The sequence below is a fragment of the Candidatus Mycolicibacterium alkanivorans genome (assembly GCF_022760805.1).
Classification (GTDB): Bacteria; Actinomycetota; Actinomycetes; order Mycobacteriales; family Mycobacteriaceae; genus Mycobacterium; species Mycobacterium alkanivorans.
This window is the reverse complement of the sequence record NZ_JAIVFL010000001.1, coordinates 644,641-658,788: the sequence shown is the minus strand read 5'-3', so window position 1 is coordinate 658,788 and position 14,148 is coordinate 644,641. Positions and strand designations below refer to the sequence as shown.

The following is a 14,148-nucleotide window of genomic DNA, read 5'->3' as shown; positions in this document are numbered from 1 at the left end:
GCGGGACGGTGGGTCATCGCGTGCCAGCTACTATCGCTTGGGTGTCGGACGGCGAACAGGCCAAACCACGACGGCGCCGGGGTCGGCGCCGTGGCCGACGCGCGGCCGGTCCGCCGGAGCACGTCGCAGCCGACAACCACGCCGCCGAAACCGAGACCTCGGCCGGCGGCTTGGTGATCGACAACATCGACGGTCCCCGCGAAGCACAAGTTGCCGCGCTGATCGGCCGGGTCGACCGGCGCGGCCGCATGCTGTGGTCGCTGCCCAAGGGGCATATCGAACAGGGCGAGACCGCCGAGCAGACGGCCATCCGCGAAGTCGCTGAGGAGACCGGCATCCAGGGTCACGTCCTAGCTGCGCTGGGCAGCATCGACTACTGGTTCGTCACCGAGGGCCGCCGCGTCCACAAGACCGTCCATCATTATCTGATGCGGTTCTCCGGCGGCGAGCTGTGCGACGAGGACCTCGAGGTCACCGAGGTGGCGTGGGTGCCGCTGGACGAACTGCCCCGTCGGCTCGCCTACGCCGACGAGCGCCGGCTGGCCCAAGTGGCCGGGGAACTGATCGAACTTCTGCAGTCCGACGGCCCGGCGGCGCTGCCGCCCCTGCCGCGCTTCGCACCGCGGCGACGCCCGCAGACGCATTCGCACACCCGCAACCGTCGCTCCGACGAGGCTGGGCCGCGCCAGTCCGGGCCGCGGACGAACGGCTGCGGACCGGGAACGTGACGGCACGCGGCCGCGCCGGCGGCGCGGCGCGGTACCTGCTGATCGTCGGACTGCTCGCCCTGCTGGGCCTACCCACGACCGCGGCGCCCGCCGCCGCCGGCGAACCCAGCTCCGCGCCCTTCCTGCACGTCCGCATCGACGCCGTCACACCCGATCTGGTGACCACCACCAGCGAGCCGACCCTCTCCGTCACCGGCACCATCACCAACGTCGGCGACCGTCCGGTGCGCGACGTCGTCGCCCGCCTCGAACACGCCGTCGCGGTGACCTCGTCGTCGGGCCTGCGAACCACCCTCGACGGCAGCACCGACGCGTACCAACCGGTCGGCGACTTCACCAACATCGCAGCGGAGATCCCGCGCGGCCGGGCCGTCGGCTTCACGTTCTCCTACCCGCTGCGCGGAGACGCCGTGCCCTCGCTCGGCGTCGACAAGCCCGGCGTCTACCCGCTGCTGGTCAACGTCAACGGCACCCCCGACTTCGGCGAGGCCGCCCGCCTCGACGACGCCCGCTTCCTACTGCCGGTCCTTGGCGTGCCGGCGGATCCGGCCAACTCCACCGGCGATGCGGTGGCCGACGTCGTCGCCCCGGACACCGCCAAACCCGTTGCGGTGACGATGCTTTGGCCTTTGGCGGACAAGCCGCGGCTGGCACCCGGCGTGCCCGGCGGCACCACACCGGTGCGGTTGATGAACGACGACCTGGCGGTGTCGCTAGCCAGCGGCGGCCGGCTCGACACCCTGTTGTCGGCCGCCGATTTCGCCACCAGCCCGGCTGTCGATCCCGACGGACAGGTCGCCCGCGCGCTGTGCCTGACCATCGACCCCGACCTGTTGGTGACCGTCAACGCCATGACAGCCGGCTACGTGGTAGCCGACTCGCCCGACGGGATGGGGACGGCCTCGCACCCGGGTACGGGGCAGGCCGCGGCGACCGCCTGGCTGGATCGGCTGCGGGCGCTGGCCAAACGGATCTGTGTCGCGCCGACTCCCTACGCCCAGGCCGACCTCGGGGCGTTGCGGCGGGTCGGTGACGGCGGGCTGGCCGCCGCGGCGACCACCAACGCAGGCAAGGTCATCGACCAGATTCTGGGCGTCACCGCCACCCGCGGCGTCACCATTCTGGGTGACGGCCCGCTGACCGCCCCGGCGCTCGACCTGCTCAACGGCCAAGGCGCCACGGTCGCCGTCGCGGCCGCCAGCATCACCGCCCAAGACTCCTCGACCGGCGAGCCGATGATCGCCGACCTGACCCCGCACCGGTTGTCGCATCAGGTTGTGGTGGCGCCGTTCGACCCGGCCGTCGGCGCCGCGCTGGCCGGCGTCGGCACCGACCCGGACCTACCGACCTACGTCGACCCGTCGCTGACCGTGCCGCTCAACCACGACTCCACCATCGCCCGCCGTCAGGACGCGCTCGCCGCCATGCTGTGGCGCGCCCTGCGGCCGGAGACCGAGCCGCGCACCCAGATCCTGCTGCCGCCGCTGAAGTGGAGCCCGCAGCCCGACGACGCACAGGCCATGCTGACCGCGCTGGCCACGACGATCCGCTCCGGACTGGCCGCCCCTCGGCCGCTGCCCGCTCTGGTCAGCGAGACCGCTGCGATGCCCCCGGGGGAGAACCCCGGCCCCCCGTCCCCCGATGACGTCCGGGGCCGATTCGACGACGACGTCGTGGAGACGATCGGCGGGCAGGCGGACCGGTTGCGGGGATTGACCGCCGCCCTGACCACCGACCCGCGCACCGGACTGACCGGCCAGCAGTACACCGCCCCGCTGCGCGAGGACATGCTGCGGGCGCTGAGCCAGACCGAGTCCCCGCGGACCCGCAACGACCTTGCCCGTCAACGGCTGGCCGTGGTCGGCAGGACCATCACCGACCTGTTCGGCGCGGTCACCATCGTCAACCCCGGCGGCTCCTACACCCTGGCCACCGAGCACAGCCCGCTGCCGCTTGCGGTGCGCAATGACCTTGCCGTGCCCATCCGGGTCTGGCTGCAGGTCGACGCCCCGCCCGGAATGAAGGTGACCGACCTCGGCGAGCAGGAGGTGCCGCCGGGTTATCTGCCGCTGCGCGTGCCCATCGAGGTGCACTTCACCCAGCGCGTCGCCGTCGACGTCACCTTGCGCACCCCGGACGGGCTGCAGCTCGGCGAGCCGGTGCGCTTGTCGGTGCATTCCAACGCCTACGGCAAGGTGCTGTTCGCCATCACCCTGTCCGGCGCGGTCGTGCTGGCGCTGCTCGTCGGCCGGCGGCTCTACCACCGCTTCCGCGGTGAACCCGACCCCGCCGACCTCGACCGGCCGCGCCGGCCGCATCCGACCGGCGGCGAGGAATGACCCCTCCGCCCCGCCGGCCGGTCGCCGAGCTGTCCGACGCCGCGGTGGTGTCCCGGTCGTGGGGCATGGCGTTCGCAACCCTGGTCAGCCGCATCACCGGCTTCACTCGCATCGTGCTCCTCGCCGCGATCCTCGGCGCCGCGCTGTCCAGCGCGTTCACGGTCGCCAACCAGTTGCCGAACCTGATCGCCGCGCTGGTGCTGGAGGCCACGTTCACAGCGATCTTCGTTCCGGTACTGGCCCGCGCCGAGCGTGACGACCCCGACGGCGGCGAGGCCTTCGTCCGGCGACTGGTCACACTGGCCACGACCCTGCTGCTGGTGGCCACGCTGATCTCGGTGGCCGCCGCACCACTGCTGGTGCGATTGATGCTCGGCCGCGACCCGCAGGTCAACCAGCCGCTGACCACCGCGTTCGCGTATCTGCTTCTGCCGCAGGTGATCTTCTACGGTCTGTCCTCGGTGTTCATGGCAATCCTGAACAATCGCAACGTTTTCGGACCACCAGCGTGGGCGCCGGTAGTCAACAACATCGTCGCGATCGCGACTTTGGGCTTGTATCTGATTATGCCGGGACCGCTTTCGGTCGATCCGGTGCAGATGGGCAACGCCAAACTGCTGGTCCTCGGGATCGGCACGACACTGGGGGTGGTGGCCCAGACCGCGGTCCTGCTGATCGCCATCCGCGCCGAACGAATCAGCCTGCGGCCGCTGTGGGGTATCGACGACCGCCTCAAGAAGTTCGGCACCATGGCGGCGGCGATGGTGCTCTATGTGCTCATCAGTCAGATCGGCCTGGTGGTGGGCAACCAGATCGCCAGTACCGCAGCGGCTTCCGGCCCGGCGATCTATAACTACACCTGGCTGGTGCTGATGCTGCCGTTCGGCATGATCGGCGTGACGGTGTTGACGGTGGTGATGCCGCGGCTGAGCCGCAACGCCGCGGCCGACGACATCCCCGCGGTGCTGGCCGATCTGGCCCTGGCCACCCGGCTGACCATGGTGACCCTCATCCCGATCGTCGCGTTCATGACGGTCGGGGGCCCGGCAACGGGCAGCGCCCTGTTCGCCTACGGCAAGTTCGGTGAGGTCGACGCCAACTATCTGGGCATTGCGATCACGCTGTCGTCGTTCACGCTGATCCCCTATGCGCTGGTCCTGCTGCAGCTGCGGGTGTTCTATGCCCGCGAGCAACCGTGGACGCCGATTCTCATCATCATCGCGATCACCAGCGTCAAGATCGCGGCCTCGCTGCTGGCTCCCCACCTGACCGACGACAAGGAACTCGTAGCCGGCTACCTCGGCGCGGCCAACGGCACCGGTTTCCTGGCCGGCGCCGCCCTGGGATACGTCCTGCTGAGCCGGTCGCTGAAGCCGCCGCGCGGCCGCCTGCTCGACCTTGACGTGATCCGCACCATCCTGGTGACCACCGCCGCCTCGCTGCTGGCCGGCCTCGTCGCCTATGTCGTCGACCGGCTGCTCGGTCTGCAGGCGCTGACCGTCCACGCCGGCGGCGCCGGGTCGCTGCTGCGGCTGCTGGTGCTCGGCGTGATCATGCTGCCGATCCTCGCCGCGGTGATGCTGGCGGCCCGGGTTCCCGAGGCGGTAGCCGCCTCGGGCGCCGTCAAACGCCGGATCACCCGAACCCCACCTGTAGCCGGTACCTCAACTGCCACGCTCGTCCCGCCTCCTGCGAATAACCCGGTCACGTATTCTGAGCGCAGCAGTTCGTCCGGAGCCGGGTCTGCGCCACTGCGGTTCGGGCCTCCGGCCAACGCCGGAGCATGGATGGGGAAAGGACCGGAGGTGAGCGACCAACCCTCGGGCACGCCCCCTGTCGGTCCGCCCGGTGACGCGACGACGAAGATTCCGCGGCAGGCCGCCGACGACTTCCAGCCGGATGTTCCGCCCGATGTGAGCGTTGGCACGGTGCCGCCCGGGGCGGGCAGGAGCGACACGGTGCCGCCCAGGGCGCCGAACGCCCGGCAGGACTTCGCCGGTGATCCGACCCGGGAGCCGATCGCGTTCGAGCAGGATGCCCATCTCATCCCCGGCGCCACCGTCGGCGGCGGCCGCTACCGGCTGCTGGTGCCCCACGGCGGGCCGCCGGGCCTGCAGTTCTGGCAGGCCCTCGATACCGCACTCGACCGGCAGGTGGCACTGACCTTCGTCGACCCCGACCGCACCCTGCCGGACGAGCAGGTCCGAGAGATCTTGGCCCGCACCCTCAAACTGAGCCGCGTCGAACGGCCCGGGGTAGCCCGCGTGCTCGACGTGGCCAACACCGGATCGGGCGGACTGGTGGTGTCGGAGTGGATCCGCGGCGGCTCTCTGAAGGAAGTCGCCGACACCTCACCGTCCCCGATCGGCGCGGCGCGCGCGATCCAGTCGCTGGCGGCCGCGGCCGGCGCAGCGCATGAGGCCGGCGTCGCGCTGTCGATCGATCACCCCAGTCGGGTCCGGGTCAGTATCGAGGGCGACGTCGCGCTGGCGTTCCCGGCGACCATGCCCGGCGCCACCCCCGAAGACGACATCCGAGGCATCGGCGCCGCACTGTACGCGCTGCTGGTCGATCGCTGGCCGCTGCCGGAGCCCGGTGCGCCCAGCGGGCTCGAGGCCGCCGAGAAGGGTCCGGCCGGCGAGCCGCTGGAGCCTCGCGTCGTCAACCGCGAAATCCCCTTCCAGATCTCCGCGGCCGCCGCCCGCTCCATTCAATCCGGTGGCGGAATCCGCAGTGCGGCAACACTTTTGAATCTGCTGCAGCAGGCGACGGCCGTGGCCGACCGTACCGATCTCATCGAGCCGATCGGCGCGGCCGCACCAGTCGGCGCACAGCCGCCCACCCAGGACGATCCCGAGGCGCAGGCCCGGCGCAAGCGCAACCTACTGATCGGTGTCGGTATCGGCGCCGGGGTGTTGGTCATCGCGTTGATCGTGCTCGCCTCGGTGCTCAGCAGCATCTTCGGTGACGTCGGCGGCGGTCTCAAAGGCGACCAGCTCGGGCTCAACCCGTCGGCCTCACAGGATCAGAGCCCGTCGGTCTCCGGCGCCACGGTCAAACCCGTCAAGGCGACTGTCTTCTCCCCGCAGGGCGGCGCCGACAACCCGGACAAAGCGGACCTCGCCCTGACCGGAAGCGCGGGCTCTGGCTGGGTGACGGACACCTACACCGACCCCACGCCGTTCCCGAACTTCAAAAACGGCGTCGGACTGCTGCTGCAGCTGCCGCAGCCCACCACCGTCGGCAGCGTCTCGCTGACGGTGCCCAGCACCGGAACGCAGGTGCAGATCCGTTCGGCGTCCAGCGCCAGCCCGGCCAGCCTCGAGGACACCACCGTGCTGACCCAGGCCACCGCCTTGAAGCCGGGGTCCAACACCATCCAGGTCAACGCGTCCTCGCCGACGACCTACCTGCTGGTGTGGATCTCCACGATGGGCACCACCGACGGCAAGAACCGCACCGAGATCTCCGGACTGAGCGTCAAGGCCGTTTCCTAACAGCTTCCTGACCGGGGTGAAGTGCGCGGCCCGGCGGCCGTGAATACCGTCCGGCCGTGCCCAGTTCTTCCCGTACCGACGCCGACCTGCTGGCCGCCCACGTCGCCGGCGATCGCTACGCGTTCGCGGAACTGTTCCACCGCCACCACGGCCGCCTCTACCGGCTGGCGCGCACCACGACGCGATGCGCCGAGGACGCCGACGACGCGCTGCAGGACGCCATGCTCGCCGCCCACCGCGGGGCCTCGTCGTTCCGGCACGACGCCGCCGTCGGCAGCTGGTTGCACCGCATCGTCGTCAACGCCTGCCTGGACCAGCTGCGGCGCGCCAAAGCCCACCCGACCACCGCGCTCGACGACGACACCCGCACGATCGGTGACCGCACCGGCCAGGTGGAGGCGGCCATTCTGGTGCACCGGGCCCTGATGCGCCTGCCGGTGAACCAGCGCGTGGCGGTGCTGGCGGTCGACATGCTGGGCTACTCGGTGGCCGACGCCGCCGCATCGCTGGGCGTGGCCGAAGGCACCGTGAAGAGCCGCTGCGCGCGGGCGCGCGCCCGCCTAGCGGTCCTGCTCGGGTCCTGACCCGGCACACTGGTCAGGTGCAGCCCAGCGACGACCCGACGCACACGGTCGCACCGGCCGCCCCGGGTGGGGCCGCACACGCCGCCCGTCCAGCCGGCAACACCCGACGGCTGGCGGCGGCCTTGATGGGGGCGGCCGCAGTGCTCGCCGCTGTCGGTATCGGCACCGCGGCGCTGTTGCGCCCGTCCGGTGGCACCGTCAGCTCGCGGACCAGTGCCAGCACCATCACCGTCACACCGAAGGTGCCGCTGTCGGGCCGTGAGCTGGCCGCCCTGGTCGGCCGCAGCCCACAGTTCGGTCCGCTGAGCGACCCGAAGCGCCGCGCCGCTTGCCTGAGCGGCCTCGGCTACCCCGGCTCGCTGCAGGTCCTGGGCGCCCAGCCACTGCAGATCGGCGGCCGGCCGGCCGTCCTGCTGGTGCTGCCCGGCGATCGCCCCGATGAGCTGGTCGCGCTGGCGGTCTCGCCCAATTGCAGCGCGGCCGACACCGGGCTGATCGCCGACACGACCGTCGGCCGCCCATAGTCAACGGCGGGGAACAGCCGGGCCTACCCTGTTGTTTGACCGGGTGCCCTGGAGGCACCCGCCTCCGCAGGCACCGGGACCCGGCAGAAAGGCTGAAATGAGCGCCACCCCTACAGTCCATGACGTCATCGTCATCGGATCAGGACCCGCCGGCTACACCGCGGCCATCTATACCGCGCGGGCGCAGCTGAATCCTTTGGTGTTCGAGGGCACCACCTTCGGCGGCGCGCTGATGACCACCACCGAGGTGGAGAACTACCCCGGCTTCCGCTCGGGCATCACCGGGCCCGAGTTAATGGACGAGATGCGCGAGCAGGCCCTGCGCTTCGGCGCCGACCTTCAGATGGAGGACGTCGAGTCGGTGTCACTGGACGGTCCTGTCAAGGAGGTGGTGACCGCGGGCGGCGAGACGCATCTGGCCCGCGCGGTCATCCTCGCGATGGGTGCCGCTCCCCGCTACCTGGGCGTGCCCGGTGAGCAGGAACTGCTCGGCCGTGGCGTGAGCGCGTGCGCCACCTGTGACGGCTTTTTCTTCAGGGACCAGGACATCGCCGTCATCGGCGGCGGTGACTCGGCTATGGAGGAGGCGACGTTCCTGACCCGTTTCGCCCGCAGCGTCACCGTGGTGCACCGGCGCGAGGAGTTCCGGGCGTCCAAAATCATGCTGGAACGCGCCCGCGACAACGACAAGATCACCTTCCTGACCAACACCGCGGTGCTCGCGGTCGAGGGTGACACGACGGTCACCGGCCTGCGGGTGCGCGACGTCGTCACCGGCGAGGAATCCACCCTGCCCGTCACCGGCGTGTTCGTCGCGATCGGTCACGATCCCCGGTCAGACCTGGTGCGCGGCGCGGTCGACCTCGACCCCGACGGCTATGTCCTGGTCGAGGGCCGTACCACCGCCACCTCGCTGGAGGGCGTGTTCGCCGCCGGCGACCTCGTCGACCGCACCTACCGGCAGGCCATCACCGCGGCCGGCAGCGGCTGTTCGGCCGCGATCGACGCCGAACGCTGGTTGGCCGTAGCACACGAATCCGGCGCCGCCGGAAAGATGATTGGAGCACAACGATGAGCGACGACAGCGCAACCGTAATCGTCTCCGACGACTCGTTCGCCGACGACGTCCTGGCCAGCAATACCCCTGTGCTGGTGGACTTTTGGGCCACCTGGTGCGGGCCGTGCCGGATGGTGGCCCCGGTTCTGGAGGAGATCGCCACCGAGAAGGCCGGCGCGCTGCGGGTGGCCAAGCTTGACGTCGACGCGAACCCATCGACGGCCCGCGACTTCCAGGTGGTGTCGATCCCGACCCTGATCCTGTTCAAGGACGGTCAGCCGGTGAAGCGGATCGTCGGAGCCAGAGGTAAGGCTGCGCTGTTGCGGGAGATCGCTGACGTCGTCTAGGCCGCCGGTCGAGCGGTCTCGGCGCGAAGACATCTGTTTGAGCGTCATCGCGAGACCCACTGGTCGAGACCATTCCGTTATGGGCGGCCGCGCCTGCCGTTTTCCGGAATGCGGTCCGCTTCTGCGAGAATGCTGTCTAGCCTCTGCAACCGTCAGCGCGCATCACCGCTGACCACGGTCACCGAAGGGCCCTCGTATGTCGAGTCTGGACCACGGCGCCGCGGACGATGCCTCATGGCATCGCACCGGCCCGGCTGAGCCGCTGCGCCACGGTGACCGCAGTAGCGCCGTGGTCGAGATCCGGGCCGCGCTGGCCGCGTTGGGTCTGCTGGAGAATCCGGATGAGGATCTCACGACCGGACGGCACGTAGCCGCCGACCTGTTCGACGCCGAACTCGACCATGCCGTGCGCGCGTTCCAACAGCGTCGCGGTCTCATCGTCGACGGCATCGTCGGTGAGGCCACCTATCGCGCGCTGCGGGAGGCCTCCTACCGCCTGGGCGCACGGACCCTGCTGCACCAGTTCGGCGCGCCGATGTACGGCGACGACGTGGCGACCCTGCAGGGCCGGCTGCAGGATCTCGGCTTCTATACCGCGCTGGTGGACGGCCACTTCGGCCTGCAGACCCACAGTGCGCTGATGTCCTACCAGCGCGAGTACGGGCTGTCGGCTGACGGCATCTGCGGCCCGGAAACGTTGCGCTCCTTGTACTTTCTAGGCTCGCGGGTCACCGGCGGATCGCTGCACGCCATCCGTGAGGAGGAGCAGGTCCGCCGCTCCGGCCCGCGGTTGTCGGGTAAGCGCATCATCATCGATCCGGGCCGCGGCGGCAACGACCACGGCCTGATCACCAACGGCCCCGACGGACCCATCAGCGAAGCAGATATCTCGTGGGACTTGGCAAGTCGGCTCGAGGGCCGGATGACCGCAATCGGCATGGAGACGTTCCTGTCACGTCCGGCCAACCGCAGCCCGTCCGACGGCGAGCGCGCCGTGACCGCCAACAGCGTCGGTGCGGACCTGATGATCAGCCTGCGCTGCGAGACCCAGCCCAGCCCGTCGCCCAACGGCGTCGCCTCGTTCTACTTCGGTAGCTCGCACGGTTCGGTGTCCACCATCGGCCGCAATCTCGCCGACTTCATTCAGCGAGAAGTGGTGGCGCGCACCGGTTTACGTGACTGCCGCACGCACGGCCGGACTTGGGATCTGCTGCGTCTGACCCGCATGCCCACCGTCCAGGTGGACGTCGGCTACATCAGCAATCCGCGTGATCGTGCCATGCTGGTGACTCCGCAGACTCGCGACTCCATCGCCGAGGGCATCCTGGCCGCCGTGAAGCGGCTGTACCTGCTAGGCAAGAACGACCGGCCCACCGGAACCTACACCTTCGCCGAGTTGCTGGCCCACGAGCAGGCCGCCGAGCAGGCGCGGCACGCCCTCTGATTCAGCTGCGAACGTCCGCGCCGGCTCCCACCGGCTGCTGCAGCTGTGCGCTGTCCAGAAGCTGCTTGAGTGCGGCCTCCACCTCGGCCTTCCAGCCGAGTCCCTTGTCGAGTTCCAGGCGCAGCCGCGGGAAGTAGCGGTGCGGGGCTACGACAGTGAAGCCCGCATCGAGCAGGAAGTCGGCCGAGATCATGCATTGGTCGAAGGAGCAGTCCCCCAGCGCTTCGACGGCCGGCCGCAGTTCGGGATCGGCGATCTCGGCGCCCATCAGCTCGGCGGTATCGGCAGTGCGACCGAAGGCCTCCAGCGCTCGCACGCCGCGGCGGACCAGCTCGCTGACGACCTGGCTGATGAGCGAATGCGGCAGGCCCTCGGCATAGCCGGGCTCGGTTCCCATCGACGTGAGCAAAACTGCGTCGGCGCTCACTGGTCCGGTCGGGAAACGCTGGGCACGTGGCACCGCGCGAGGCGGCGCGTAGAGGACGTAGCCCAGACAGGACCCTTCGTCATCACCGCCGGATCCCTCGGCGGGAGCCATGGCCGCGACCTGGCCGCACGAGCCCCACTCGAGCATGACCATCGACAGCCACGCTTCCTTCTCGAACTCCGGGTCGGGCAGGTACTCCCCCGCGCCGAGGGTCGCGGGGTCGACCTCCCAGAACACGCATTGGCGCGCATGCTTGGGAAGTTGATCGAACGCCTCGAGCTGCAGCGGCTCGATGAATACGGACACTAGCTTCCCCGGCTTTCACAAGGTGCGCTGGCGTGCGCAGCAGCCCCTCCAGGATAGGAGACGCGCCCAACGGGGGCCAGTGCTGGCTTGGCAACCGCCCGATCGGCTGGTCATTGGCGAAAGGCTTTGTGGCACTGTGTGATTCCTCTTCGAAGACGGGCGCGCAGCGAACGCGAGAACATGCTGGCGTCACAGTGACGGAACTGTCCGGTGTCGTCATATCTGCGTTCTCAGCCCGCCGAAGAGTCCATCATGCCGACGATCCGCTGAAGGTCGTCGACCGAGCCGAACTCGACGACGATCTTGCCTTTGCGCTTGCCCAGGCTGACCGTCACCCGGGTGTCGAAGGTACTCGAGAGGCGTTCGGCGACATCCCGCAGCCCCGGCATCTGGATCGGCTTGCGCCGCGGCTGGGCCGGGGCCTTGCCGTCCCCCCTGTTGGCCAGGGTGACGGCCTCCTCGGTGGCCCGCACCGACAGGCCCTCGGCGACGATCCGCGCGGCGAGCTCTTCCTGAGCTTCCGGACCGGCCTCGAGTGCCAGCAGCGCCCGGGCATGGCCGGCCGACAGCACCCCTGCGGCGACTCGGCGCTGGACCGCGATCGGAAGCCGCAGGAGTCGGATCATGTTGGTGATGACTGGGCGGGACCGCCCGATCCGGACAGCGAGTTCATCGTGGGTGACGTCGAATTCCTCGAGCAGCTGCTGATAGGCCGCCGCCTCTTCCAACGGATTCAGCTGCACACGGTGGATGTTCTCCAGCAGTGCGTCGCGGAGCAGGTTGTCCTCGGCTGTCTCGCGAACGATCGCCGGGATGCTCGTCAGGCCGGCCTGCTGGGCGGCGCGCCAGCGCCGCTCGCCCATCACCAGCTGATAGCGGAGCGGTGCGCCCGGTGCGGCCTCCGGGACCGCGCGAACGACGATCGGCTGCATCAGTCCGAACTCGCGGATCGAGTGCACCAGCTCCGCGAGCGCCTCCTCGTCGAAGACCTGCCGCGGCTGACGAGGATTCGGCTCGATGGCCGACGGGTCGATCTCGCGGTAGATCGCTCCGACGTTCTCGACCTCAACCTCGACCTGTGCGCTACCGAATACCGCGTCGGCCGCCGCGTCGCCCATCCGCGGACCGCCATCGGCCGGGCCGGTCGGAATCAGCGATGCCAAACCGCGGCCGAGGCCGCCCTTGCGCCGCGACGGCTGGGTCATGACTGTGCCTCCATGGATGCCGAAGTGCCGCGGGTCGCGAGTTCCCGACTGGCGTCGAGGTAGCTCATCGCACCCCGTGAGCCCGGATCGTAATCGATGATCGTCATGCTGTAGCCCGGGGCCTCCGAGACCTTGACGCTACGCGAGATGACAGTCCGCAGCACCTTGTCGCCGAAATACCGACGGACCTCGGAGGCTACCTGGTCCGCCAGTTTGGTGCGTCCGTCGTACATGGTGAGGAGGACGGTGGAGACGATCAGGCCGCGATTGAGGTGCGCGCGCACCATCTCAATATTGTTCATCAACTGCGAGACGCCCTCGAGCGCGTAGTACTCGCATTGGATGGGGATCAGTACCTCGGGTGCGGCCACCAGAGCGTTGATGGTCAGCAGACCCAATGACGGTGGGCAGTCGATAAAGACGTAGTCGAAGTCGGATTCGTCGAGCGCTGCCAACGCGTTGCGCAGCCGGTTCTCGCGGGCCACCATGCTGACGAGTTCGATTTCGGCGCCGGCAAGGTCGATCGTGGCCGGCACGCAGAACAGGCGCTTGCTGTGCGGGCTCTGCCGGACCGCGGCCTGCAATGGCATCTCCCCCAGCAGAATCTCGTAGGACGATGGTGTCCCCGACCGCCGGTCACTGATGCCTAGCGCTGTGCTGGCATTGCCCTGCGGATCAAGATCGATGACGAGAGTCTTCAGCCCCTGCACGGCGAGGGCGGCGGCGAGGTTGACGGCAGTCGTCGTTTTACCCACGCCGCCCTTCTGGTTTGCCACCGCCAACACCCGGCGGTGCGGTGGTCGCGGGAGCTGTCCGGCGGTGGTGTGCAGCACTTGCATCGCCCGCTCGGCGGCTGCGGCGATCGGAGTGTCGAACTCGTCGGCCGGATTCCATGTTTCACGTGAAACATCCGGGGACCCGCCGCCGGATCCGCCCGTTGGGCTCGGTGGGACAGTCATGGTCCTCTTCTCTCCGACGATTTCGTCGCGCGCTTTCTGCCCGGCGCCCGCTCCCCCCGTACCGCTATGACGACAGTGACGGGCGGGCTCGAATAGCTCACACCACATCTCACCACCTCGACGTCGGATGCGCCTAACGCGACCATCACGCGGCGACTCTCCGCGACTTCCTCGTCGGCCCGCTCGCCTTTCATCGCCAGCATCCGGCCCCCCGCGCGCAGTAGCGGAAAGCTCCACCGGGTCACTTTGCCCAACGAGGCCACCGCCCGGGACACCACGGCGTCGGCGCCACCCAGCCGCGTCCGCACTGCGGGCTCCTCGGCCCGGCCGCGGACCACCTCCACGGGCAGCCCGAGCGCCGCAACCGCCTCGGCGAGGAACTCGGTGCGCCGCAGCATCGGCTCAACCAGCGCCACCCGCAGATCCGGTCGGGCGATCGCGATGGGCACACCCGGCAGGCCGGCGCCGCTCCCGATGTCGAGGACGCGGGCGTCGGGCTCGATCAGCTCTGCCACCGCGACGCTGTTGAGAATGTGGCGGTCCCAGATGCGGTCCACTTCGCGTGGACCGATGAGACCGCGCTCCACACCGGATCCGGCCAGCAGTTCGGCATAGCGAACCGCCAGTCCGATCCGGTCGCCGAACAGTTGCGCGGCAACTGCCGGAGGTGACGGCACGTCGCCATGTTTCACGTGAAACATCCTCCGGGGTTCGGCGTGGTCTGGCGAGGA

Annotated in this window: 12 protein-coding genes; 8 read left to right on the top strand and 4 right to left on the bottom strand. The window is 69.6% G+C overall.

The genetic code is table 11. From position 1 onward, the window contains the following. Positions 1-41: 41 nt before the first annotated feature. The 8 genes from K9U37_RS03300 to K9U37_RS03265 all read left to right on the top strand — a co-directional run bounded on the left by K9U37_RS03300 (position 42) and on the right by K9U37_RS03265 (position 10,520). The gene (locus K9U37_RS03300; protein WP_243070511.1) at positions 42-728 is read left to right on the top strand and encodes an NUDIX hydrolase; all 687 of its coding nucleotides are present in this window, start codon (positions 42-44) and stop codon (positions 726-728) included. Continuing rightward, a complete protein-coding gene (locus K9U37_RS03295; protein ID WP_243070510.1) occupies positions 725-3,067 on the top strand; it encodes a hypothetical protein in 2,343 nt (780 codons plus the stop codon). The genes K9U37_RS03300 and K9U37_RS03295 overlap by 4 nt, the downstream gene beginning before the upstream one ends. Further along, on the top strand, positions 3,064-6,564 hold the full coding sequence (murJ, locus tag K9U37_RS03290; RefSeq protein ID WP_243070509.1) for a murein biosynthesis integral membrane protein MurJ: 3,501 nt from the start codon (positions 3,064-3,066) through the stop codon (positions 6,562-6,564). Before K9U37_RS03295 ends, murJ begins: the two co-directional genes overlap by 4 nt. 56 nt (positions 6,565-6,620) lie before the next feature. Beyond that, positions 6,621-7,148 carry an RNA polymerase sigma factor SigM gene (gene sigM, locus K9U37_RS03285; protein WP_243070508.1) on the top strand — a complete coding sequence of 176 codons (528 nt, stop codon included), beginning with the start codon at positions 6,621-6,623 and terminating at the stop codon, positions 7,146-7,148. A 17-nt stretch (positions 7,149-7,165) separates the two neighbouring features. Next, positions 7,166-7,672 carry an RsmA family anti-sigma factor gene (locus K9U37_RS03280; protein WP_243070507.1) on the top strand — a complete coding sequence of 169 codons (507 nt, stop codon included), beginning with the start codon at positions 7,166-7,168 and terminating at the stop codon, positions 7,670-7,672. A gap of 97 nt (positions 7,673-7,769) precedes the next feature. Beyond that, complete coding sequence (gene trxB, locus K9U37_RS03275; RefSeq protein ID WP_243070506.1) at positions 7,770-8,747, top strand: thioredoxin-disulfide reductase; 978 nt, start codon at positions 7,770-7,772, stop codon at positions 8,745-8,747. Further along, positions 8,744-9,076, top strand: coding sequence for a thioredoxin (gene trxA, locus K9U37_RS03270; protein WP_243070505.1), 333 nt, complete (start codon positions 8,744-8,746; stop codon positions 9,074-9,076). Before trxB ends, trxA begins: the two co-directional genes overlap by 4 nt. A gap of 196 nt (positions 9,077-9,272) precedes the next feature. After that, the gene (locus K9U37_RS03265; protein ID WP_243070504.1) at positions 9,273-10,520 is read left to right on the top strand and encodes an N-acetylmuramoyl-L-alanine amidase; all 1,248 of its coding nucleotides are present in this window, start codon (positions 9,273-9,275) and stop codon (positions 10,518-10,520) included. A gap of 1 nt (position 10,521) precedes the next feature. On the opposite strand, the gene K9U37_RS03260 is transcribed toward K9U37_RS03265, so the two are convergent. From K9U37_RS03260 to rsmG, 4 genes are all read right to left on the bottom strand, one after another. Further along, positions 10,522-11,253 carry an acetyltransferase gene (locus tag K9U37_RS03260; RefSeq protein ID WP_243070503.1) on the bottom strand — a complete coding sequence of 244 codons (732 nt, stop codon included), beginning with the start codon at positions 11,251-11,253 and terminating at the stop codon, positions 10,522-10,524. Positions 11,254-11,483: 230 nt separating this feature from the next. Continuing rightward, positions 11,484-12,458 carry a ParB/RepB/Spo0J family partition protein gene (locus K9U37_RS03255; protein WP_243070502.1) on the bottom strand — a complete coding sequence of 325 codons (975 nt, stop codon included), beginning with the start codon at positions 12,456-12,458 and terminating at the stop codon, positions 11,484-11,486. Next, positions 12,455-13,417: a ParA family protein gene (locus K9U37_RS03250; protein WP_243070501.1), complete on the bottom strand. Its 963-nt coding sequence runs from the start codon at positions 13,415-13,417 to the stop codon at positions 12,455-12,457. Before K9U37_RS03250 ends, K9U37_RS03255 begins: the two co-directional genes overlap by 4 nt. Next, positions 13,414-14,118, bottom strand: a complete 705-nt coding sequence (gene rsmG, locus K9U37_RS03245) for a 16S rRNA (guanine(527)-N(7))-methyltransferase RsmG (RefSeq protein ID WP_243070500.1) — start codon at positions 14,116-14,118, stop codon at positions 13,414-13,416. Before rsmG ends, K9U37_RS03250 begins: the two co-directional genes overlap by 4 nt. Positions 14,119-14,148: the final 30 nt, after the last annotated feature.